Here is a 24,385-nt window from a genome sequence, read left to right as displayed (position 1 = left end):
CAGCTAACGTTTGGTTAGGAAGGACGCAGGGTGCAGCTACCACGAATTCTTGTCGCCGGTTATGGCGCTTGGGCGAAGGCCGAAATCAACCCCGCAGCGCAAGTTGTCGGTGAGCTGGGCAAGCGTGACTGGACCGGGTGCGAGGTGATCGGCCATGTCATGCCTGTTCACTCGGACGATCTATCAAAAAGTATTGAAACGTTGTTGGACACGCACCAACCGGACGCTTGGGTTGGCATCGGCGTTTCAGGTGCCGCGATCATTCAGACCGAAATGGTGGGCGTGAATTGGCTGCATTTTGATGTACCAGACGCTTCCGGTGCACACCGCAACCTTGCGCCTATCGTATCCGGTGGGCCGGTGGCGTATAACGCGACACTGCCCAATGCTGAAATGGTCGAAGCGATGAATATCGCGGGCATTCCGGCAGCGGTATCCTTCAGCGCTGGCACGCACCTTTGCAACCAGATGCTTTATACCACGGCACATGTGATCGAAAAGCGCGGCCTGCAAACGCTGACCGGATTCATTCACGTCCCCCAGACGCCCGCCAATGTCGCCCAGATGCAAGATCGCAAACGTCAGTCCGCTTCTATGAGTTTGGCCGTGACAACCGATGCTATCGCAATTTGCATCGAAACCCTCACGGCTGCCTTAACCGCGCGACCTGCTCAGGCCGTTTGAGAAAGTAACTCCCATGACCGACACGACCGCTTCGAAAACACCATTGCTTTGCGTGCGTGACTTGAGTGTCACCTTCGGGGATGGCCCGTCTGCCGCGCGTGTTGTCGATGGTGTGTCTTTTGATCTTGCGCACAATCGAACCCTCGCCATCGTCGGTGAATCCGGTTCGGGCAAGTCGATCACGTCTTTGGCGATCCTTGGCTTGTTAAAGCACTTGGGCGGGCGCATCGCGGGCGGTGAGATGCTGTTTCAAAGTGACGTTCTGGGGCGGCGCGTCAATCTCGACCAACTGACAGAGAACGAGCTTCGTCAGGTGCGCGGAAACGAGATCGCGATGATCTTTCAGGAACCGATGACATCGCTCAATCCGGTCTACACCATTGGCTCGCAAATGGGTGAAACACTTGCCCTGCACCAAGGACTGTCGCGCAGTAATGCACGCCAGAAGGCGCAAGAGTTCCTCGACCTCGTGCGTTTGCCGAACGCCAAGCGGTTGCTCGACTCATATCCGCACCAGCTATCAGGGGGTATGCGCCAGCGGGTGATGATTGCCATGGCGCTGTGCTGCCAGCCGAAAATCCTGATTGCCGACGAGCCGACGACCGCACTCGACGTGACCATTCAGGCGCAAATCCTGCACATCATCCGCGACCTACAGGCCAAGATGCGAACCTCGGTGATCTTCATCAGCCATGACATGGGCGTGGTGTCGGAAATGGCCGATGACGTGCTGGTAATGAAGGCGAGCAAGCCCATCGAAGCGGGGGGCGTGAAAGAGGTGCTGAGCCACCCCAAGGCACCCTACACGCAAGAGCTTTTGGCTGCTGTGCCACGGATTGGTTCAATGACGGGCACCACCATGCCCAAGCTCTTCGATATCCCGGGTCAGGAGTTCGCGCCGGAAACGGTGCCCGCCAAGCCAGTGGATCGCAGCAAGCCGGTGCTGGAGATCGAGGATTTGACGGTTCGCTTTGACATTCGGGGCGGGCTCCTCAGCCGTGTAACCCACCGCGTCCATGCCGCCGAAAAAGTGTCGTTCAATATCTACCCCGGCGAAACGCTGGCGCTTGTCGGAGAGTCCGGCAGTGGCAAGTCAACCGTCGGCAAAACGATCCAACAATTGCAGGATCCGGTGTCCGGCGCGATGCGCTTTCACGGGCAGGATATCTTTTCGCTGCCCGCCGACGACCGCAAAGCCTTTCGCAAGCAAACACAATATGTCTTTCAAGACCCCTACGGCTCGCTTAACCCGCGCAAGACAGTCGGTGACAGCCTGATTGAACCAGCCTTGGTCCACGGTCTTGTGACATCAAAAGCCGAAGCGAAGGACAAGATCGCAGATTTACTGGTAAAGGTCGGGCTGCCCGCAGACCACGCCGGGCGCTATCCGCACCAGTTTTCCGGCGGGCAACGTCAACGCCTGTGTATCGCCCGCGCACTGGCCTGTGATCCCAGCCTGATAATCGCTGACGAAGCCGTGTCGGCGCTTGATGTCAGTGTGCAGGCACAGGTGGTCAATCTCTTGATGCAGTTGCAGGCCGAACAGGGCCTGTCCTACCTCTTCATCACCCATGATATGGCTGTGGTCGAACGTATCAGCCACCGTGTCGCGGTCATGTATTTGGGTCAGATCGTCGAAATCGGCAGTCGCCAACAGGTTTTCGAAAATCCGCAACACCCCTATACCAAAAGGCTTTTGTCTGCTGTGCCGGTTCTCAATCCCGGCGTTCGTCCAACGCGCCCGCCACTTGAGGGCGAAATTCCCAGCGGCATGCGGGCTGTGGGCAACGAACCGGCCCCCGTAACCCTTAAAGCGGTGAGCGACGGGCACTTCGTAGCCGAGCAAGCCTCGTGAACCCAAACCAATAGATCAACCATCCAACAGGAGACATGAGATGAAAAATCGTCCCAACCTGATTGCAAAGGGCGCTCTGCGTTCAGCGCTGCTGGCAACGTGCTTCGCACTTGCGGCGCCTGCCGTTGCGCAAGACACGACCCTGAACGTTGCCCAACGTCAAGATCCACAAAACCTTGACCCAATTGACACGTTCCGTCTGTCTTGGGGCTCGATTGGCAGCAACGTTTTTGACGGGCTCGTGTTCCGCGGCGAAGACCTTGAGCTGCAGCCCGGGCTGGCAACAGGCTGGGAATTCCTCGACGATGAAACACGCATCCGTTTTACCCTGCGTGAAGGCGTTGAATTCCACAATGGTGAACCATTCAATGCCGAGGCCGTGAAATACACCTTTGACCGTCTTCTGGGCGAAGAAGGTGAAAAAGGCCCGCAGCGCAGCAACTACACCTCTATCGGCGAAGTCGTCGTGGTGGATGAATTCACCGTCGATTTCATGATGGAGCGCCCTGATCCGGTGCTGATCACCAAGCTGGCCGGCTATGGCGCAATGATCGTTCCACCGATGTATATCCAGGAAGTCGGAGAAGAAGCATTTGACATGCAGCCCGTCGGCACTGGCCCCTTCCGCGTGGTTGAATACACCCCCACCGTCGGTGTGACGCTGGAAAAGTTTGACAATTACTGGAACGGCGAAGCGCAGGTTGACGAGGTAAACATCCGCTTCATCTCGGAAGACGCAACGCGTATGGCAGAGTTGCTTTCAGGCGGTGTTGATATCGCCCTGAACATACCGACCCCGTCCGTAGAGACCATTCAGAACCACCCTGATGTCGATCTGGTTGCCGTAGATGGCCCGACTGTTGTTCTGACGCGTTTCAACACGGCGAACGGCATTACGGCTGATCCACGCGTGCGCCAGGCGATCTCCATGGCGGTTGACCGCGTAACAATCGTCGAAGCATTGCTGGGCGGCTTGGCCAGCCCGATCTCCAGCGCGCAGGGCGCCAAGTCCTTTGGCAATGACCCAGAGCTTGAAGCCTATCCCTTCGATCCGGAAGCTGCGAAGGCGCTTTTGGCTGAAGCTGGCGTTGTGCCGGGCACAGAGATCACCCTTGATATGCCCAACAACGACGAAACCTTCCGCGAAGTGGCTCAGGTTATTTCCGCCTTCCTTGGTCAGGTTGGTCTAAACGTGAATATCCGCACCCATGAGCGCGGCGTCTACTTCAACGACATCATCGAGAACGGCAAAACCGGCGAGATCTTCTACTACGGCTGGGGCGGTTGGACCTTCGATTTCGATAACACGGCCTACATCCTCTACCACACCGGCGAGCGCTTCAATCCATATGTGTCGGATGAGAAACTCGACGAGTTGCTCGACGCGCAGCGCCAGACCTATGACCGCGACGTGCGCGAAGGTGCGTTGCAAGAAGTTGCACGCTACGCCCACGAACAGGCCCTTGATCTGCCGCTTTACAACACGGCGACAATCTATGGCGTTAACACCAGCGTCGAAGGGTTCGTTCCGGCACCCGATGACCGTGCGCGCTACATGAACGTCACGCTTGACTAAACCACGTCCGGCCTCCGCAACACAGCGGGGGTCGGATTATCCACCCAGCAGCGGCGTGATACGCCGACTATAAGAGAGGTCCCGCATGCCCGTATTCCGCTTTATTCTGCAACGCGCTTTGCAGGCTGTCCTTGTGACATTGGCGGTGACGCTCTTTGTTGCCCTCGCTGTGCGCTTGACCGGTGATCCGGCCGTGATGATGACCGCTGAATCCAGCAGCGTCACAGAAGAGGACCTTATCCGTATTCGCGAGGCTTTGGGTCTGAACCAACCGTTTTATGCCCAGTATCTCGATTTCCTCAAGGGCCTGATCACCTTTGATCTTGGCAATTCGTTTTTCCGCGGTTCGATCGCAGATCTGATCAGCATTGCCCTTCCGTCGACCCTCATATTGGCGGTGGCGTCTATGGGCATCTCGATTCTCATTTCGATCCCTCTTGGTATCCACGCGGCGCTGCACAAGGGCGGTATCTCGGACCAGATCATCCGCGTGCTGTCGCTCGTGGGTCTTTCCTTTCCGAATTTCTGGCTTGGCATTATGTTCGTGCTGCTCTTGTCGATCACCTTTCCGATCCTGCCTGCGTCAGGGTTTGAAACATGGTCAGCTCTAATCCTGCCCGCGTTGACGATTGGCATCATCCTGACCGCGACCAATGTGCGTCTGGTGCGAACCCAGATGCTTGAAACGCTGTCTGCGCAATACGTGATGGTGGCCCGTGCCAAGGGGCTAAGCGAATGGTCAGTGATCTATAAACACGCCTTGCGCAACGCCGCCATCGCCATCGTTACCTTCCTCGGGCTGCAATTCGGCAACCTGATCGGCGGGCTCGTAGTGGTAGAACTGGTCTTCAATTGGCCGGGTATGGGTACCCTGTCGATCGAGGCAATCGCACAGCGTGATTACCCGCTCCTGCAGGCAACCGTGACTATCTTGGCGATCATGATTGTCGCCGTGAACCTTGCTGTGGACCTCGTCTATGGCTTGATTGATCCTCGCATTCGGGTGGCTTGATATGACTGAAGCAACACAAAACCCCACCGCGTCCCGATTTCAGCGCTTTCGCAAAAGCCGTTTCGCAAAGTTCGAATTTGTTGCCGGAGTGACATTGACCTGCGTCCTGACCCTGCTGGTCGTGTTCTCAGGAGTCCTCTTTCCAGGCGGCGGTTCAGAGGTGAACCTGCTTGCGAGGCTGTCCGAGCCGTTTCAAAGCTGGGAAAACCCGCTTGGCACGGATCCACTGGGCCGCGATATCCTTGCCCGCATCGTCCATGGCGGACGCATTTCGTTGACGGTCGGTCTTTTGTCCGCGCTTGGATCGGTGGTGTTGGGCACGGTGATCGGGCTATATGCAGGGTACTACCGCGGCATCCTCGACAGTTTTGTTATGCGTTTTGCTGACGTGCAACTGGCCTTGCCGTTCATCTTGCTCGCCATCACGGTCATCGCGATCGTCGGGCCTGGTATCGACCGGATCATCATCCTCATGATCGTCTCGCAATGGGTGCAATATGCGCGCCTTGTTCGCGGATCGGTATTGAGTTTGCGTGAACGTGAATTCGTGCAAGCGGCGGTCAGTTACGGCCTCCCGAACTGGAAGATTATTTTCAGCCACATTCTACCCAATGCGATGGGGCCGCTCATCATTCTGCTAACGCTGAACGTGGCCAACAACATCCTGCTCGAAAGCAGTTTGACCTTCCTTGGCCTTGGTGCAGACCCGCAAACACCGAGCTGGGGTGGGATGTTGTCCGAAGGCCGCAGCTATATTCAAACGGCATGGTGGATCACGGTCTTCCCGGGGATCGCTATCATGCTGACGGTGCTGGGGTTGAACCTGCTCGGTGACTGGCTGCGCGACGAGCTTGATCCCCTGAGCAAGACCCGCTGATACGCGCCCCTTTCGCAAACGCTAGTGTAGTTTACCGAGCCGGATCTCAACCATATATCGGTAAGGCGTACGGGCCATAACGGCATTGTCAGGGTGTTGACGCTGGGCAAACCTTGGCGGGAGCAGCGTCACTCGGACGGCCGGTTCCGCAGCATAGCCGGCCCACAGCGGGTCCTCCCCTTGATGCGGATCACGACGTCATCAAGATGCCATTTGTCGGTCGGCGTCGGCGGATTTTGGCGGAAATCGGACGCCCCTGATCCGGGACAAAGGTTCGATGTTCAACATGACGGCGACCCACCCTGACGTTTTGACGTCAGCAACCTGACAATGCCTTTCGTTGTACGCCGCCCAATTCGTCACCCGATGCTTCTGCTTGGGGATATGTGCCCGGCGATGAACGTTGAACTTGTGCGGCACTCACAGCACCCTGATGGGAACAAACCGCGCCAATATCAGCCTTGGGACGATCCCTGCAACAAGGCCCCTGACATCCTGTTCAATCGTCAGTCCACCTGAAACGGCACGACATTTCGAGAATGGTGGTCCACCTTGATATCGCGGGCGAGGGGGGGCACCGACCGATGTCCGCAATTCGAACGTTCGCAGATGCGGCATCCGGTGCCAATCGGTTCAAACCGCTGCGGGTCTGAAACGTCCAGATCATCGGCGTAAACGAGTTGCCCGGCATATTTTGCTTCACATCCAAGGCCAATCGCGTACTTCCGCGAGGTTTTGCCGAAAGCAGAGCTTTGAATGGTCTTGCTGAAGGCAAGGCACACATAGCGAAGCCCGTCAGGCGTGCTTGCCAATTGACGCAGGATTTCGCCGTGGCCTTCAAAGGCTGCGTGGATGTTCCACAGTGGGCAGGATCCTCCGAAGCGGGTGAATTGCAGGCTGGTCGCACTGTGCCGTTTGGTAATGTTGCCGGCCCGGTCGATGCGCAGGAAGTAGAACGGAACCCCCTTTTGACCGGGTCTTTGCAACATGCTGAGACGGTGGCAAACCTGTTCGCGGCTGGCATCAAAGCGAAATGCCAGGCGATCCAGATCATGCCGCATCTCTGATGCGGCTTCCACAAATTCCTTGTATGGCAGCACGACCGCGCCCGCGAAGTAGTTTGCAAATGTCATGCGACAGACTTCTCGGGCACTCTGGGTGTGAAAGCCCGCCTCGTCCAACAGCTTTTCGATCAGCGCGCCCTGCTCTAACAGCCCGACTTGATAGGCCATTTGAAAGTAGTTGGTGGCTGCGGTCGATGTGGCGCTGAGATGCAGCGTTTGAGTAACAGGATCAAACCTTCGAATTGCACCGGCCTCGGCCGCACTTTTCGTTTCGACCACTCGAATACCGTGGGCATCGCTTAGGTAATCGGCGAGAAGGGTGTATCGCTGTCTGTCGGTCTGAGAAATCGTCCGCGCGAATTTTTCGGCTTCGCGATCCAGCTCGTCGATATAGTTGTCCTTGTAGTGAAAGTAGTCTCTCACCTCTTCATATGGCATTGGTGCCACGCTGGCTTCGGTTTCGGTCAGGGTCGTATCAAGGTGGCCCAACTGCTCACGGGATTTCTGGAATGCACGGTGCAGGCCAAGAAAAGCGCGCACCATATTTGGGGTGTTTAACACGGCGATTTTCAGTTCTTGCGGCATGATCTTGGTGTCAGCAAAAACCGGATCCGCAAGAATTTCACCCAAATCAACGGCGATCTTGCCTGACTCGTCGAGAGCGAGATCAGAAAGGTCGAAGCCAAACCTGTTGAACAATGCCAGGATTACCGAGGCTGACAAAGATCGGTTATTGTTCTCGATCTGGTTCAAGTAACTTGTCGAAAGTCCGAGGTTTTCCGCGAACTCGGCTTGTGTCATTTTCTTCGTTTGGCGCAAGTGACGGATGCGGGCACCAGCAAAAACTTTCCGAAGATCATCGCTCATTTGCTTTTACACATTTTGCATTTTCTGTTTTGCGAACGCTTACAATGTAACACGTTCAACCCTCGACCGCTATGTATTTGGTCATGTAGCGTCCTATGCAGCACGAGGCACTGCACGGTGCAGCACGCTTTTGGGAGGTTCTGGAAATGGGCAAAGTGGCATTGGTCACCGGTGGCACGCGCGGAATTGGTGCTGCGATAAGCAAGGCACTTGACGCAGCCGGATATTCCGTTGCCGCAAATTACGCCGGTAACGATGAGGCTGCGGCGCAGTTCTCGTCAGATACGGGGATCGCGACCTACAAATGGTCGATCGGGGATTATGATGCCTGTGTCGAAGGCGTCGCTCAGATCGAAGCTGATCTGGGGCCGATTGACATCTTGGTGAACAATGCCGGCATCACCCGCGACAGCATGTTCCACAAGATGACGAAAGAGAAGTGGGACGCGGTCATCAACACCAACCTGAATGGCCTGTTCCACATGACCCATCCGATCTGGGCGGGCATGCGAGAGCGCAAGTTCGGGCGCGTGATCAACATCTCGTCGGTCAATGGGCAGAAGGGACAGGCGGGGCAATCCAATTACTCGTCTGCCAAGGCAGGTGATCTGGGCTTCACAAAGGCATTGGCGCAGGAGGGCGCGCGCGCAGGGATCACAGTAAACGCGGTGTGCCCCGGCTACATCGGAACAGAGATGGTCCGCGCCATCGATGAGGATGTTCTGAACAAGCACATCTTGCCGCTCATTCCGGTTGGCCGGCTAGGGGAACCAGATGAAATCGCGCGCTGCGTTGTGTTTCTGGCCTCGGATGATGCTGGGTTCATCAACGGGTCCACGATTTCCGCCAACGGCGGCCAGTTCTTTAGCTGACATGATTTAGGGAGGAGACCACTTATGAGTACTTACGCAGAGGTGTATGCTGGCTGGAGAGCCGATCCAGAGGCATTTTGGGCCGAAGCGGCAAAGGCCGTGGATTGGGATCGGGCGCCAAGAAAGATACTCGATGACAGCGACGCACCGCTCTACCGGTGGTTCGCAGATGCACAAGCCAACACGTGCTATAACGCGGTTGATCGACACGTGGATGCGGGCCGGGGCGATCAGGCCGCGATAATCCACGACAGTCCCGTGACAGACAGCAAGACGACGATCACATATGTGCAGTTGCAAGACCGTGTCGCCCGTCTGGCCGGCGTTTTGGCAGCACAAGGCGTCGCCAAGGGCGACCGAGTTTTGATCTATATGCCGATGATCCCAGAGGCTTTGGAGGCGATGCTGGCCTGCGCCCGGATCGGCGCGATCCATTCGGTTGTGTTCGGCGGCTTCGCGGCACACGAGTTGGCCGTTCGGATAAACGATGCGACCCCGAAAGCCATACTCAGCGCGTCCTGCGGGATCGAAGGCAAGCGGGTGATTGCGTACAAGCCGCTGCTTGACGATGCGATTGGGCAGTCGGATCACAAACCGCAGGTCTGTGTTGGTTTGCAACGTCCTCAAGCCGAAGCTGTCATGATCGAGGGCCGCGATCTGTGCTGGGCTCAAGCCACCGCAACGGCTACGCCTGTTGGGTGCACGCCCGTCGGCGGTGCGGACCCGCTTTATATTCTCTACACCTCCGGTACGACAGGCCAACCAAAGGGCGTTGTGCGCCACACCGGCGGGCACATGGTCGCCCTGCTGTGGACAATGAAAAATCTGTATAACGTGAAGGCCGGAGATGTGTTCTGGGCGGCGTCGGATGTGGGTTGGGTCGTCGGACACAGCTACATTTGTTACGGACCACTGCTTGCAGGCTGCACGACGATGGTGTTTGAGGGCAAGCCTGTTGGCACCCCCGACCCGGGAACGTTCTGGCGCATCATTGAAGAGCACAACGTCAAAGTTCTGTTTACCGCGCCGACCGCGCTGCGTGCGATCAAGCGGGAAGACCCGCAAGCCAGTTATGTCGCCAAATATGATCTGAGCGGGTTGCAGGCCTTGTTCCTGGCGGGTGAACGCGCCGACCCGGACACGATCAAGTGGGCTCAGACCCATTTGAAGAAGCCGGTTGTTGACCACTGGTGGCAAACCGAAACCGGCTGGGCCATCGCGGCCAATCCACTTGGTATCGAAGAGTTGCCGATCAAGCCCGGCTCACCGGCCGTGCCGATGCCCGGCTATGACATTGAAATCTTGGACGACGCCGGTCACCCGGTGGCGCCGGGCACACTTGGTGCAATCGCCATCAAACTGCCGCTACCGCCGGGTACGCTGGGCACGCTTTGGCACGCCGATGATCGCTTCCGCAAAAGCTACCTCGATGCCTTTCCAGGGTATTATGAAACTGGTGATGCGGGGATGACAGACAATGATGGATACGTTTACATCATGGCGCGCACTGACGATGTCATCAACGTCGCCGGGCATCGCCTGTCGACCGGCGCAATGGAGGAGGTACTGGCGAGCCATCCGGACGTCGCCGAATGTGCTGTGATCGGGATCGGGGACACACTCAAGGGCCAGTCGCCGCTTGGTCTTGTGTGTCTCAATGCCGGAGCAGAGCGCAGCGAGGAAGATATACAGTCTGAATGCGTGAAACTGGTTCGACAGGAAATCGGCCCAGTCGCTGCATTCAAACAGTGTATCGTGATCGATGCCCTGCCCAAGACCCGGTCAGGCAAGATTCTGCGCGGCACAATGGTCGCCATCGCTGATGGGACTGCCTGGAAGATGCCTGCCACGATCGACGACCCTTCGGTTCTCGACGCCATAGCCGACCGAATTGCCGGGCTTGGTCACCCCACTGCCTGAGTTAAAAGAGAGGAAACACCATGAAAGACGTCGTTATTCTTGACGGAGCCCGTACTGCCATCGGCACCTTCGGAGGCTCGCTTGCGGGCTCAGCGCCCACGGCCTTGGCCACCGCCGTGTCAAAAGAAGCCATGTTGCGCTCGGGGGTTGAGCCGGGCCAGATAGGGGCCTCGATCTTTGGACATGTGATCAATACCGAACCAAAGGACATGTACATGGGCCGCGTCGCCGCGGTCGATGCGGGCATCCCGGAAGAAGCCACAGGTCTGACGGTCAACCGGCTGTGCGGCTCTGGCGCGCAGGCCATCGTGAACGCCGCGCAACACATCATGCTGGGCGATGTGGACTTTGCGCTTGCTGGCGGAGCCGAATGCATGTCGCGCTCGCCCCATTCGACGCAGTCGATCCGTACTGGCCAGAAGATGGGGGACGTTTCTTTTACTGATATGATGATCGGTGCCCTGAGCGACCCGTTCGGTGTGGGCCACATGGGTGTCACTGCTGAAAATGTGGCCGCCGAGAACCAGATCACCCGCGAGCAACAAGACGCCTTTGCTGTCGAAAGCCAACGTCGCGCGGCAGCAGCGGTTGAAGCTGGCTATTTCGAAAGTCAGATCTTACCGATTGATGTCCGGGTGCGCCGCGAGATGGTGCCCTTTGCCATTGACGAGCATATCAAGGCGTCCACCACCATGGATAGCCTTGGCAAACTGCGCCCGGCCTTCAAGAAAGACGGCTCTGTGACCGCTGGGAACGCCTCTGGCATCAATGACGGTGCGGCGGCCCTTGTGCTCGCGTCCGCAGACGCGGCCGAAGCCGCAGGCCTTAAGCCACGTGCCCGCCTTCTGGGCTATGCAATTGCCGGCGTGCGCCACGAGGTCATGGGGATCGGGCCGGTTCCAGCGGTGACAAACCTGCTGAAAAAGATAGGCATGACCGCCGACCAATTCGACGTGATCGAAAGCAACGAAGCCTTTGCAGCACAGGCGTGTGCCGTGAACGCCAGCCTTGGTTTTGATACCAGCAAGGTGAACCCCAACGGCGGCGCGATTGCGCTTGGTCATCCGATCGGGGCGACCGGCGCGATCATTTCTATCAAAACCTTGTATGAGTTGGAGCGGATTGGCGGCAAGTATGGTCTTGTGACCATGTGCATCGGTGGAGGTCAAGGCATCGCGCTGGCATTCGAACGCATGAACTGATTGCTTTCGGGGCGTCGGTCACGGCGCCCCGTTTGACTGCAAGGCCGATGGCCAGAGGAGGAGATAGGAATGTCTGAGTCGAAGGTGAAATACACCGCCCCAGATGCCACCGTAGTGGCCAAAAGAATGATGACGCTGACACAGCGCTCGCTGGCGGCAGCGTCAAAGGTTCAAGCGCGATCCATGGCGAAGGCCTCTGGCTCTGAATACTCGTTGATGGATGCGTCGACGCTTGCCAAAGCCTATGGCAACGTCTGGAGCCGGGCATTGACCCATCCCCAAGACCTTTGGGCGGCACAGATCAAGGCGGCCACGGATATTTCAAAAGTCTGGACCAGCATTCTGGTCCCACAGGATGCGCCGGTAAAGGATCGGCGCTTCAAGGATACGACTTGGTCTGACGATCCGGTTTCTCGCACCTACCGGGACGCGTTTCTGGCGTTTGAGGATGCCGTCGAGGGTTTGATCGACACTCTGACCGAGAATGGGCGCGATGATCTGCGGGTCAAGTTTTATACCCGTCAGGCGATCAGCGCTCTGTCCCCGGCCAACTACCTGCCGACCAATGCCGCAGCGCGCGCGAAGTTCATAGAGACTGGGGGCCAAAGTGTCCTTGATGGGATCGAGAACCTGCTCAACGATCTGGACCGGGGCGACGGGCGCCTCGACATTGCGACCAACGACGCCGAGGCCTTTGAGGTTGGCGTCGATCTGGCCACGACCGAGGGTGAGGTGGTTTTCCAGAACGAGTTGATGCAGCTGATCCAATACCACCCGCGCACGGAAACCCAGCACAAGGTTCCGATGCTGTTCGTGCCTGCGTGGATCAACAAGTTCTACATCATGGACATGCGCCCGCAGAATAGTCTGATCCGATATGCGCTGGACCAAGGTCATTCTGTGTTTGTGATTTCATGGGCCAACCCCACAAAGAGCCACGCGGACCTCGACTTCTCTGACTACATGAAGCTTGGTCCATTAACCGCGCTTGATGTGATGCGGGATATTACCAAGGAAGACAAAGCCAACGTGCTTGGCTTCTGCATCGGCGGCATCCTTGTGACCGCGATGCTTGGCTACCTTGCTGCCAAAGGCGATGACCGGATCAACAGCGCGACAACGCTTGCCACGATGGTTGATTTCAAGGATGTCGGCGAAATCGGTGTTTTCATCGACGATGACCGGCTGAATGTGCTGCGCGAACATATGGAAGAAAAGGGTTACCTAGAGGCATATCACCTTCAGGATATGTTCTCGATGCTGCGCGAGAATGATCTGATTTGGTCGTTCTACGAGGCCAATTACCTGCGCGGCGACAAACCCCGGCCCTTTGATCTTCTGTTCTGGAATGCGGACTCGACCCGGCTGCCGAAGGCAATGTTGCTGTGGTATCTGGAAGAGGTCTATTTGCGGAACAAGCTGCGCGAACCGGGCGGGCTGGAAATGAACGGTGCGAAAATCGACATCACGAAGATCAAGGCACCAATGTTCATTCTTGCGACGCGCGATGACCACATCGCGCCGTGGACGTCGATCTACCCTGCAACCAATATCCTGAAAACCAACGTAGAATTCGTTCTGGGTGGCTCGGGCCATATTGCTGGGGTTATCAATCCGCCGGATGAACGCTGCAAATATGGCTATCTGACGTCGCCCGATTATCCCGCGACGCCCGATGCGTTCGTAGCGCAAGCGGAAAACCATGTGGGGTCGTGGTGGCCACATTGGGCCAAGTGGCTCACTGAAAAAAGCGGTGACCAGGTTGCGGCGCGGAAAGTTGCAAAGCGCGGAAAGTACAAGTCCCTGGAGCCAGCGCCGGGCAGCTTCGTGACTGAAACACCTGATTGAGTTGGCTTTTTCAGGTTCCGGTTAAAGGAACTGTTCCTTGGCTGCCTGAGGGGCGCAGGGCGCATGCACATCTTTGGTGCGTGCGCCCTGTGTTTGTGCGTAGACAAAGCCACTTCGGGCCAGCTCCAAACAGTCAGTCAGGGCGGTGCAGCGGTCGATGGTGAAGTCGCATCCAAGGTATCAACGGCCATGATCGCATTGCCGTCTTCTTGTCGTTCACACAAATTGGCATTGCGGAGGCGACGAACGAAGGAAAATGGCGGCAGGCACGGGGATCAAGGACCGTGATCTGCCGCCAAGCAGGGTGATTTAGAAGTGAGCCGACGCCGTGCTAAGTGGCTTTTGCAGCGGCGGTGCGAACTTGGTCAGGTCGATCCCTTTTACAGCGACCTTGTATTCCTCAAGCGTCGGCGTGCGGCCAAGGATGGCGGAAAGAACGACAACAGGCGTTGAGGCGAGCAGGGATTCACCTGACTTTTCATCGCTATCTTCAACGACCCGACCTTTGAACAGGCGCGTCGACGTTGCCAGAACGGTGTCGCCTTTCGCGGCCTTTTCTTGGTTGCCCATGCACAGGTTACAGCCAGGACGTTCGAGGTAGAGAATGTTCTCATACTCTGTCCGGGCTTTTTCCTTCGGGGCGTTGTCGTCGAATTCGAAGCCGGAGTACTTCTGCAAGACCGTCCAGTCGCCTTCTTCCTTCAACTCGTCGATGATGTTGTACGTCGGTGCCGCGACGACGAGAGGGGCCTTGAATTCGACCTTGCCGTTCTCTTCTTCGAGGTTGCGCAACATTTGAGCCACGATTTTCACATCGCCCTTGTGGACCATGCAGGACCCGACAAAGCCAAGATCGACTTTCTTTTCTGCCCGGTAGTGAGATATTGGGCGGATCGTGTCGTGGGTGTACCGCTTCGAGACATCCGCGTTCGTGACGTCCGGGTCCGCGATCATCGGTTCAACGATGGCATCAAGGTCGACAACAACTTCGGCAAAGTATTTCGCGTTGTCATCGGGGGTCAGGGCAGGTTTCTCGCCCGAGCGGATTTGCGCGATACGTGTATCTGCGATTTCGATCAGTCTTGCGAGCATGCCGTTTTCATGCTCCATCCCTTTATCGATCATGATCTGAATCCGGGACTTGGCGATTTCCAGAGATTCAATCAGCGTGTCATCTTCAGAGATACAGATGGACGCTTTTGCCTTCATCTCGGCGGTCCAGTCCGTGAAGGTGAACGCTTGGTCGGCGAGCAGTGTGCCGATGTGAACTTCGATGATGCGGCCCTGAAAGACGTTGTCACCGAACTGCGCCAGCATTTGCGCTTGGGTTGCGTGCACCACGTCACGGAAATCCATGTGGTCCGCCATTTGGCCTTTGAACGTCACCTTGACCGATTCCGGGATCGGCATGGAGGCTTCGCCGGTCGCAAGAGCCAGAGCCACTGTGCCGGAGTCTGCGCCGAAGGCGACGCCTTTGGACATCCGCGTGTGGCTGTCGCCGCCAATGATGATCGCCCAGTCGTCAACGGTGATGTCGTTGAGAACCTTGTGGATCACGTCGGTCATCGCGTGATATTCGCCTTTGGGGTCACGCGCTGTGACCAGGCCGAATTTGTTCATGAACGCCATGAGACGCGGTGTATTTGCCTGTGCCTTGAGGTCCCAAACAGATGCAGTGTGGCAGCCTGACTGGTATGCGCCATCCACGGAAGGCGACAGCACGGTGGCGGCCATCGCTTCCAGTTCCTGGCTGGTCATCAGGCCGGTGGTGTCTTGCGAGCCGACAATGTTGACTTTCACCCGAACGTCGGACCCGGCATGCAGCACCTTGCCCGGCGTGTTGCCGCGTGCATTGGCATTGAAGATTTTCTCAACGGCGGTCATGCCCTGACCTTCGTGCGAGATTTCCTTGGACGGTGCGAAGGCTGATTTCAACTCGATCCCAAGGGCTTCACAAGCGAATGTCTGAAGCTTCTTGCCAAAGACAATGGCGTAAGACCCGCCAGCCTTCATGAACTCGGCCTTCTGCGGCGTGAAAGACGACGCCATATCAACCAACTCTTCGTCGCCGGCTTCATTGTACAGCTTTTTTGTCTTGGTGTTGATCTTCAACACAGTGCCGGTTTCGACAGAGTATTTCTGCTCAAGGATTGGGTTGCCGTCATTGTTGAGGATCGGCTTGCCGTCTTCGTCCAGCTTCTTGACCCAGTTCTTCAAGTCAACGCCAATACCGCCAGTCACGCCAACAGTGGTCAAGAAGATCGGCGAAATGCCGTTGGTGCCCGCGACGATTGGGGCATAGTTCACGAACGGGACATAAGGGCTGGCTTGCTTGCCGGTCCACAAAGCGACGTTGTTGACACCGGACATCCGCGACGACCCAACACCCATCGTGCCTTTTTCCGCAATCAGCATGACGCGCGCATCGGGGTGCTGAAGCTTCAGGGCTTGGATTTCCTGCTGGGCACGTTCGCTGATCATGCATTTGCCGTGAAGCTCACGGTCGGAACGCGAGTGCGCTTGGTTGCCGGGCGACAGAAGGTCAGTCGAAATGTCACCCTCGGCGGCGATATATGTGACGACTTTGATTTCTTCTTCGATCTCGGGAAGCTTGGTGAAAAACTCGGCGTCGGAATAGCTTTCAAGAATTTCGCGTGCGACCGGGTTGCCGGCGTCAAGCGCGGCCTTAAGCCGGTCGGTGTCGGCTTCGTACAGGAAGAACTGGGTTTTCAGAACTTCTGCCGCTTGGGCCGCGATATCGGCGTCATCACCCAAAGCCAGATCAAGCAGAACCTCAACAGACGGCCCACCCTTCATGTGGGACAAAAGCTCAAATGCGAAGGGGACGGTGATCTCTTCAACCTTGGCTTCACCAAGCGCAATTTCCTTGAGGAACTTGGCTTTGACACCTGCCGCGCTCGTTGTGCCGGGCAACGTGTTATAGATGAAGAAATTCAGCGCTTCGTCCCGATGCGGGTGCGCGGTGTCCCGAATGATCGAGATGATTTCGGCCGTCAGGGGGCCGTCGTCGATCGGCTTGGGGTGCAAGCCTTGCTCTTTACGTGCTTCGATTTCTTCGCGGTATTCTGTATAAAGGCCCATGACGTCTCTCCTCGGCGCAATCTCATTCGGGAGTGCGGGCATCGAACCGGTTTTCGACCATCAAATCTCGAGGCGCCGCTGTTGTATACCGACGTATACACTTCGTATTGCTACCGCAACCGTGTTTAGAGTGACGTGATGTCTCAGCGCGGTGATTTGCATCCATACGTCATGCGGCCACTGCTTCCGTACCAGCAAGGGGCGTTTGGCGTGATTGCTGAAGGTGCCAATGCAGATCTTATTCTGGTTGATTGTAATCCGCTGGAAGATATCGATCTTGTTGCTGCGCCGCATGAGAATTTCGACCTGATGATCAAAGATGGTATGATCTGCAAAACCGAAATCGAGTGACCGGCACAAACAGGCGGGAAAGAACTGTCTGAATGGCACATGCACATCTTCGCCGCGTCGATGGCGCCGCCATCAAAGCTGTCTGACTTTGATCATTAATCCGTGAAAGTTGCCGACGCCCCAAGGCGCGTTAATACGGGAGCACTTCTTCGCTTGGGCGCGGGGTTGTTGAGGTCTCAACAGGTAGAAGCGGATATTCTAACGGAATGAACGTACCTGTCAGGGATTTCAGGAACGCCGTGATTTTGCTGACTTCAAGGTCGGTCATTCGCTCGCCCAACTGCGTATCGGCCATGATGCCCACGGCGGCCTCAAGTTCCCAAACAGAGCCGGCGTGGAAATATGGGGCGGTCAGAGCAACGTTGCGCAAGGGCGCTGCTCGAAACACCCGGTCGTCCACGACCGTTTCCGTCACCACAAAGCGAGCGCGGTATCCAATGGCCTGTGCATCCGCATCGGGATCTTCGAACACGCCAAAGGGATAATAGTCATGCCCGCCGAAATTGATGCCGTTGTGGCAAACTGCACATCCCTTGTCGATGAACAGGGCCAGCCCTTCTATTTCCTCGGGGCTGAGCGCGCCTTCTTCCCCGTTCAGATAAGAATCAAAGCGCGAAGGTGTGATCAATGTGGATTTGAACGCCTCAATGGCTCGTGCGGTATTTTCAAAAGATACGGGACCGGCTTCGTTGGGGAACGCCGCCGCGAACCAGTCCACGTATTGCGGCATCGAGCCAATCGTCCTTTCGATTTGATCGACAGTGTTGGACAACTCGACACCGGTGCGCACTGGGCCCATGGCGCGTCGTTCCAGATTGGCCACTGTTCCGTCCCAGAACCGCGCTTCGTTAAAGACAGAGTTCAAAATGGATGGCGCATTGCGAGGGGCGGATTGCCAGCCATGGCCGACCGAGTCTGCGCGGTTGTCATCACCGCCCAAAGCAAGGTTGTGGCAAGAATTGCAGGAATGCGTGCCTGACGCAGAAAGGCGTGGATCAAAATACAACGCGCGACCGAGGTCGATCCTGTTTTGATCGATGGGATCAAGTTGCGAAGCTTCCTGCGCGCTTTCCGGTAATGCCTTGAATAGGGCCCTTGCCCTTGTGAGCGTCTCATCCGCGTTGGCAGAGGATGCCAACACACAAAAGCCAAACACTGCGACGCTGTTTATGAGATGCGTGGCCAAGGTCGTTTTTTCCTTCAACGTCGCGATACGCAGTAAAGCGGGCGAAAACGGCCGGACCACATAAAGTGGCCCGCTTGTCAGCCATTTGGCGCGTTACTGTTCGATGAGTTCGATCTCGCCAGGACGCCATGTTTGATCGAACCATGGCTCGAGCGGACCATAAAGCCTCAAAATTGTGTTCCAGCCTTTGCCAGGCACGGTTTGGAGCCAATTGCTTTCTTTGCCCTCGGGCGCTTCAGGTCCAAAGTAGATATCGACCGACCCGTCCTCGTTCGGCTGGACACCTGCGTCATTGCTTCCAAGGGCAGGGAATTGTTTGTCAGTTTGAAGCATGGACCGGGTTTGGTTGTCATAGAGCGTGAATGACCAGAAGTCTTCCGCTGGCGGGTTCGCCGGAACGGTCATGATGTAACTCTTTGAACCGTCCAATGCATTTCCATCTGAATCGCGATAGGTGAACGCGTACTGTGACCCCTTTCCAACGGCCTTGATCGCCATAGCAGGCGTGATGCCCGTGGCATAAAAATGAAACGCCGTACGGAAATCTTGTAAAGTTACCCCATCAATTTCCCAAGTATAGGCTCCGCCGGGGAATGCATTCTGCCAATAGCTTTCCCCCGGATACCAATAGGCTCTTTCATCGATTGGTTTGGAAATCAGCGTTTTGACCGTAACCGCACCAGCGGCGGCGGCTTTTTTCAAGATCCCCTGCATACGGGCATCAGGCTCAAACGGCTGCCCTTTCACGATCCCAATCGCCGCGAGGTGGCCTAGCAACTCTGGGTTCTCCCCCATCAATGGTTCAGATTGAATGACGGTGTTGATCTCTTCGTACATCCGTTCGTCCATGACGTGGATTGTGTTGAATTCCTTGCCGGACACGTCGACGAACGTCATTTCAGGCGGGTTATCGGCCTCAGACAACCGATACATCCGGAATTTTTCTTGTGTTGCTGTGACCGCTGTCTCTGTTGAGCCGTCTTCCAAAAAACCGCGCCAAATTACCCAATTACCATTGGTGTTGGATGGCACGACAAAATAACCGTCCTCTGGAACGTCGCCGTCATAGCCCGGCGGAAGGATCAAGAATTTGCCACCTTTGCCTTCGTCAGGGCCGAGATTGCCGAAGTCGGTGACATATTTGAACCAACCGTCGTTCAAGAAACCAAGCACATTGGGCGGGGTTTCAATCACCATCGGCTCGTCGCCAAGATCCAGCCATGCCGTTTGATAAACGCTCGTCGTATTGGGCGTCAGGAACAGCGTTACGGAATCCATCAATCCTGCGAATTGAAGGACGGTGGAGTTGGCAGGGCCGAATTCGAGGATGCCGCGGCGCATGGCGTCCATCGATGCGATTTTCACACCATCAAGATAGGCTTGATAAGCATGAGTGAAATGAAGAAGGTTATAGACCTTTTCCGTCGTTTCCGCGTCTGGAACACCGTCAAAGAAGTTCAAATCACCCAATTGGGTTTCAATATTATCCGGCGTGGTAATCCCATCGGGCACATCGCGGGTCATTTTCATTGTAGGTGGTTCTTGAGCCGAGACAGACGTCAGGCCCATCGCTCCCAAAACTACCATCGAACTGGCCATCGCCGTCAGTCGGTTTGTCATTTTCATCGCGGTTTCCTGTCGTTTCGGTATTCTTGTCTGCGATAATTATTGCAATGGCTCGTAACTACACGACGGAATTGAACCAGGTCGAAACGCTCATACTGTTCTGCTTATAACATGAGAAATGCATACGGCACAGTTCGGCAATTTGACCCAGCACTGTGCGCGCGCAGATACCGCCAGACTATATGTGTGCCCGCCCATCAATGGTCTGCATGCGGTGACCACTCACCTTCCCTTACGCCGGTATTGTGACGACTTTTGTGCCGTCCAGAGGCATGTTGACAGCGAAACATTCGAACTTTGCGGTTATGAGATTGAGCTTCAACAGTCCGCGGCGGCTCAAGCATTCTCTACGCCGCGAGGGGCCGGGCCGACCTGTTCAACCCGGATTTGTAATTCTCCGATCTTTCGACCGCGTTCAATAGCTGCGCTCATGTCCGTTTTTTGCGTTACTCGGAAAGCGCAGCGAGGCCGTCTTTTTCAAAGCGGTCGAGTTGATCCATCTCGGCCGAGGTCAGCTGTATCCCGTTCTTCATGGCCGCGTCGCGCGCTTTGAACCGCCGTTGGGACGGCAACCGCGCCCCTTGGCCAGCTATTGCGGTCAATAGCTTTTCGCCTTCGGCAACAGGGTCACGACCGCTGCGCGCCGAGAATGTGGCTGGATCAAGGGCCAAAACCAATGCGCCGTGATGTGGCAGCAAACCATTACCGCCGGTGAATTCCAACGCTTCAAGGCTCATGAATTCGCCCAGCATTGCGCCAGCCAACAATTCGATCATCGTCGAAATGGCGGAGCCTTTGTGCGCCCCAAACGGCAGCATGGCACCCGCCAGTGCGGCGTCTGGATCTGTTGTTGGGGTCCCGTCGCGATCCACGGCCCAGCCTTCGGGGATGGGTGTGCCGGACCGGCGGTGCAACTCGATTTCGCCGCGCGCAGCAACGCTGGTCGCAAAATCGAACACATACGGATTGGTGCCGCTGCGTGGCCACCCGAACGCCAGTGGGTTGGTGCCCAGCAATGGTGTGCTGCCGCCGGCCGGGGCCACAAAGGCGTAGCTGGGACACATGGACAGGGAGGCGAGGCCCTTTTCGGCCAGTGCTTCCACATCGTGCCAAAGCGCTGAGAAATGCAGACAATTGCGGATAACGAGGGCCGCAAGACCGATTTCCTTTGCGCGCTCTGCAAGCCTATCCACCCCAGTCTCAAAGGCCGCCGGGGCAAAGCCACCATGGGCGTCCACTTCAATCACGGCTTTGCCTGCGTCGTGCAGTTCAGGCACGGCGTCCGGCATGACCTTGCCGGCGGCCAGAACGCGCAGGCACCCCTCAATCCGATAAAGTCCGTGGGATTTGCAATTGTCCCGCTCCCCGGCGACGATCACATGCGCCACGGCATTTGCGCTTTGTGCGTTCAGCCCGCAACGGCTGAAAACAGAGACCACACGCTGGTGCAGGTCTGGGACCGAAATCGGGGCGGGATCGGGCATGGTGACGGAGTCCTTTCGCGGGGGTCAGTTGGCCACGTCTGTGTATGTGCAAGCCCAGAAGACACGCGTTTCGGTGTCGTCAAGCGCGCGCAGGCCATGCTTCAAAGTACTGTCAAAATAGACGCAATCCCCCGGATGAAGCACAACAGGTTCATAATGTTCGACCGTCACTTCGACCTGCCCAGACAGAACAAAGAGTGTCTCTTCGCCGGTATGGGCTTCCATATCAGCGGGGCCGAGCGGTTCGCGCCGTTCAACGCGGGTCACAAGAGGGATGATTTTCTTGTCGGTAAGAGCGTTGCAAAGAACTTCGTATTCAAAATTCTTGGTGCGCACCGTCCGGCCCATCCCGGCCCGCGTGACGGTCATGCGCGTGGTCTGGGGGGACTCGTGATCGTCTGAAAACAACCGTTCCATCCCGACGTCATAGGCGCGGGCGACGCGGACAAGGTTCTCATAGCTTGGCGAGACGCGTCCATTCTCGATCTTGTGGATTGTGGACAGGGCAAGCCCACTGCGCTGTGCCGCAGCATCAAGCGTCAGACCACATTCACGGCGAACCGCTTTCATCCGGGCCCCTAGTGCGCGGCGAAGGTGTTGACGCTGGACTTCCCAGTCGTCGGGTTCTTGCGCGGGGGCGTAGCTATCGAGGTCAGACATATTTTTCTTTTATTACCAGTCGTGCTTGTTTAAGCACAAAGGGGCGCTTGGCGCAACTGAGGCCGCGCCAGCATGCCTGCAAGAGGAGCTTTGCATGAACCTTGATGTCTTTCACGGCACCATCCCAGCACTTTTGACCCCCTTAAAACCTGATCGGACGCCAGACTTTGACGCGTTGGTGCGCACAGGGAAGGAGCTGATTGAAGCGGGTATGTCTGGCGTTGTGTATTGCGGGTCTTGCGGAGACTGGCCGCTTTTGACCGATGCCCAGCGGATGGAGGGCGTGGAGCGACTGACCAAGGCGGGTGTTCCGGTTATCGTGGGCACTGGTGCGATCAATTCGAAGTCCGCGGTGGCCCATGCGGCTCATGCGGCATCAGTTGGCGCGGCGGGCCTTATGGTCATTCCGCGTGTGCTGTCGCGGGGCACATCGGTGCCGGCGCAGCGAAACCATTTCAAGGCGATCCTTGCGGCGGCTCCGGATATTCCGGCGATCATCTATAACAGCCCCTACTACGGCTATGCCACACGGGCGGACCTGTTTTTTGACCTTCGCGCGGCACATCCGAACCTGATCGGGTTCAAAGAGTTCGGCGGCAAGGCGGATCTGAGCTACGCGGCTGAGAATATCACGTCGCAGGACGATGACGTGATCCTCATAGTCGGTGTCGATACCGAGGTGTACCACGGGTTCGTCAAATGCGGCGCGGTCGGGGTCATTACCGGCGTCGGGACTATTTTTCCGAAAGAAACACTTTTGCAAGTTGCGCTGTCGCGGCGGGCGGCACAGGGCGACGTCGAAGCCGACATGCGTGCGCGTGAACTGGCCGAAGCCTTTTCTGTCCTTGCGAAGTTCGACGAAGGTGTGGATCTCGTGCTGTATTTCAAGCACATGATGACGCTTCGGGGTGCGGCTGAATACAGTCTCAACATCTATGACTCCGATGCGCTGTCGCCCTCTCAGGCCGGATATTGCACCGCACAGTTTCACCAGTTCAATGCTTGGTTTGCCAACTGGTCTCGGCAGGGCGGTGTAATCGACGCATGCATGTGATCGACAGCCACACAGGCGGTGAACCGACGCGCGTTATTCTGGACGGTGGCCCTGATCTTGGCACGGGGCCGCTAAGCCAGCGTGCCGCCCGGCTGGCGTCAGACTATGGCGATTTCATGCGATCCGTGTGCTTTGAACCGCGCGGGCAGGTGGCAATGGTTTGTGCCTTGCTCGTGCCGCCATGTGACCCGACCTGCGCGGCGGGTGTGATCTATTTCGATGCGGCCGCAGTTCTGGGGATGTGCGGTCATGGGACAATCGGTCTGGCGGTTACACTGATGCATATGGATCGGGTCGGTCCGGGTGCGCATCGGTTGGAAACGCCGGCGGGTGTGGTCGGTGTGGACATCATTGATGCAAATACTGTGACGGTTACCAACATTGAAAGCCGTAGAACCCAGGCTGGTGTGACAGTCGACGTTCCGGGTCTTGGCCGGATCACGGGCGACGTGGCTTATGGCGGGAACTGGTTCTTTTTAGTCGAAGAAAGTCCCGTGCCCGTGCGGTCATCTCACATTCGCCCGTTGACCGATGCGGCGATCGCGGTCCGCGCGGCTGTGGTCGGCGCCGGGATCGACGTGGATCATGTGATCTTTTACGGCCCGGCCGACGGGGCAGCGGCGCACAGCCGCAATTTTGTGCTCTGCCCCGATGACGCCTATGATCGATCGCCTTGTGGCACCGGCTGTTCGGCAAGGCTTGCCTGCCTCGCCGCTGATGGGCGATTGGCCGTGGGCGAAGATATCATTCAGCAAAGCGTCATTGGCAGCACATATCGGCTTTCGTATCGCAGGGGGTCGGGTGGCGGTGTGATCCCGCAGATTACAGGGCAAGCATTTGTTACGTCCGAGGCAAAGTTGTTCTTCGACCCCAACGATCCGTTTCGGGGCGGCATTATTTTGTGATCCTTCCAGAAAGTTGCTGTCGTCGACGGACGCGGCAGGGCAGTCACGCCATCGGACGTGTCGTTCAGACTGTCCGTAAAGCAGAAACCAAGACGCCCCCTGTGTGTATCCGGATTTTTCGGAGATTTGGCGCAATTGGCTTTGTGCCGTCGCCTGACCCGTTTGCCTTAGTCCGGCAACATCACGGACGATGACCGCCTTCAGCACAAGCAACGCACCCTCCGCGTTGGAGTGCCGACG

Annotated in this window: 18 protein-coding genes; 12 read left to right on the top strand and 6 right to left on the bottom strand. The window is 56.9% G+C overall.

Annotated elements, in window-relative coordinates; translation table 11 throughout:
- The first annotated feature begins 30 nt into the window (after positions 1-30).
- The 5 genes from E2L05_RS03600 to E2L05_RS03580 all read left to right on the top strand — a co-directional run bounded on the left by E2L05_RS03600 (position 31) and on the right by E2L05_RS03580 (position 6,004).
- Positions 31-684, top strand: coding sequence for a pyroglutamyl-peptidase I (locus E2L05_RS03600; RefSeq protein WP_133341526.1), 654 nt, complete (start codon positions 31-33; stop codon positions 682-684).
- A 13-nt stretch (positions 685-697) separates the two neighbouring features.
- The gene (locus E2L05_RS03595; RefSeq protein ID WP_133341525.1) at positions 698-2,539 is read left to right on the top strand and encodes an ABC transporter ATP-binding protein; all 1,842 of its coding nucleotides are present in this window, start codon (positions 698-700) and stop codon (positions 2,537-2,539) included.
- Positions 2,540-2,579: 40 nt separating this feature from the next.
- Entirely contained in the window at positions 2,580-4,115 is a 1,536-nt protein-coding gene (locus E2L05_RS03590) for an ABC transporter substrate-binding protein (protein ID WP_208016215.1), read from the top strand.
- An 85-nt stretch (positions 4,116-4,200) separates the two neighbouring features.
- Positions 4,201-5,127 (top strand): ABC transporter permease, encoded by a 927-nt coding sequence (locus tag E2L05_RS03585; protein WP_133341524.1) that lies wholly within the window; start codon positions 4,201-4,203, stop codon positions 5,125-5,127.
- A gap of 1 nt (position 5,128) precedes the next feature.
- Positions 5,129-6,004, top strand: a complete 876-nt coding sequence (locus tag E2L05_RS03580; protein ID WP_133341523.1) for an ABC transporter permease — start codon at positions 5,129-5,131, stop codon at positions 6,002-6,004.
- Positions 6,005-6,510: 506 nt separating this feature from the next.
- Here E2L05_RS03580 and E2L05_RS03570 read toward each other — a convergent pair.
- Positions 6,511-7,935, bottom strand: coding sequence for a helix-turn-helix domain-containing protein (locus tag E2L05_RS03570; protein ID WP_133341521.1), 1,425 nt, complete (start codon positions 7,933-7,935; stop codon positions 6,511-6,513).
- A 146-nt stretch (positions 7,936-8,081) separates the two neighbouring features.
- On the opposite strand from E2L05_RS03570, the gene phbB reads away from it, so the two are divergent.
- From phbB to E2L05_RS03550, 4 genes are all read left to right on the top strand, one after another.
- Positions 8,082-8,807, top strand: coding sequence for an acetoacetyl-CoA reductase (gene phbB, locus E2L05_RS03565; RefSeq protein WP_133341566.1), 726 nt, complete (start codon positions 8,082-8,084; stop codon positions 8,805-8,807).
- A gap of 24 nt (positions 8,808-8,831) precedes the next feature.
- Positions 8,832-10,727, top strand: coding sequence for a propionyl-CoA synthetase (locus tag E2L05_RS03560; protein ID WP_133341520.1), 1,896 nt, complete (start codon positions 8,832-8,834; stop codon positions 10,725-10,727).
- 20 nt (positions 10,728-10,747) lie between these two features.
- On the top strand, positions 10,748-11,929 hold the full coding sequence (gene bktB / locus E2L05_RS03555) for a beta-ketothiolase BktB (protein WP_133341519.1): 1,182 nt from the start codon (positions 10,748-10,750) through the stop codon (positions 11,927-11,929).
- Between the two features lie 69 nt (positions 11,930-11,998).
- The gene (locus E2L05_RS03550; RefSeq protein ID WP_133341518.1) at positions 11,999-13,777 is read left to right on the top strand and encodes a PHA/PHB synthase family protein; all 1,779 of its coding nucleotides are present in this window, start codon (positions 11,999-12,001) and stop codon (positions 13,775-13,777) included.
- Between the two features lie 309 nt (positions 13,778-14,086).
- Here the strand turns inward: E2L05_RS03550 and E2L05_RS03545 are convergent, their stop codons facing one another.
- Positions 14,087-16,879 (bottom strand): bifunctional aconitate hydratase 2/2-methylisocitrate dehydratase, encoded by a 2,793-nt coding sequence (locus E2L05_RS03545; protein WP_133341517.1) that lies wholly within the window; start codon positions 16,877-16,879, stop codon positions 14,087-14,089.
- Between the two features lie 138 nt (positions 16,880-17,017).
- On the opposite strand from E2L05_RS03545, the gene E2L05_RS03540 reads away from it, so the two are divergent.
- Positions 17,018-17,230 carry a Xaa-Pro dipeptidase gene (locus tag E2L05_RS03540; RefSeq protein ID WP_133341516.1) on the top strand — a complete coding sequence of 71 codons (213 nt, stop codon included), beginning with the start codon at positions 17,018-17,020 and terminating at the stop codon, positions 17,228-17,230.
- A gap of 130 nt (positions 17,231-17,360) precedes the next feature.
- Here the strand turns inward: E2L05_RS03540 and E2L05_RS03535 are convergent, their stop codons facing one another.
- The 4 genes from E2L05_RS03535 to E2L05_RS03520 form a co-directional block, all read right to left on the bottom strand.
- The gene (locus E2L05_RS03535) at positions 17,361-18,416 is read right to left on the bottom strand and encodes a cytochrome-c peroxidase (protein ID WP_243721852.1); all 1,056 of its coding nucleotides are present in this window, start codon (positions 18,414-18,416) and stop codon (positions 17,361-17,363) included.
- Between the two features lie 93 nt (positions 18,417-18,509).
- Positions 18,510-20,042, bottom strand: a complete 1,533-nt coding sequence (locus tag E2L05_RS03530; RefSeq protein WP_243721851.1) for a DUF1254 domain-containing protein — start codon at positions 20,040-20,042, stop codon at positions 18,510-18,512.
- Positions 20,043-20,488: 446 nt separating this feature from the next.
- Entirely contained in the window at positions 20,489-21,526 is a 1,038-nt protein-coding gene (locus E2L05_RS03525; protein ID WP_133341515.1) for an Ldh family oxidoreductase, read from the bottom strand.
- Between the two features lie 24 nt (positions 21,527-21,550).
- Entirely contained in the window at positions 21,551-22,186 is a 636-nt protein-coding gene (locus E2L05_RS03520) for a helix-turn-helix domain-containing protein (RefSeq protein ID WP_133341514.1), read from the bottom strand.
- A gap of 94 nt (positions 22,187-22,280) precedes the next feature.
- Between E2L05_RS03520 and E2L05_RS03515 the strand changes: the two genes are divergently transcribed.
- Both E2L05_RS03515 and E2L05_RS03510 read left to right on the top strand, forming a co-directional pair.
- Positions 22,281-23,240 carry a dihydrodipicolinate synthase family protein gene (locus E2L05_RS03515; RefSeq protein WP_133341513.1) on the top strand — a complete coding sequence of 320 codons (960 nt, stop codon included), beginning with the start codon at positions 22,281-22,283 and terminating at the stop codon, positions 23,238-23,240.
- A complete protein-coding gene (locus E2L05_RS03510) occupies positions 23,231-24,145 on the top strand; it encodes a 4-hydroxyproline epimerase (protein WP_133341512.1) in 915 nt (304 codons plus the stop codon). The genes E2L05_RS03515 and E2L05_RS03510 overlap by 10 nt, the downstream gene beginning before the upstream one ends.
- Positions 24,146-24,385 lie beyond the last annotated feature (240 nt).

This window comes from Meridianimarinicoccus aquatilis (assembly GCF_004358675.1).
GTDB lineage: Bacteria > Pseudomonadota > Alphaproteobacteria > Rhodobacterales > Rhodobacteraceae > Meridianimarinicoccus > Meridianimarinicoccus aquatilis.
Note: the sequence above shows the minus strand (reverse complement) of the source record. Positions and strands in the feature narration are given on the sequence as shown.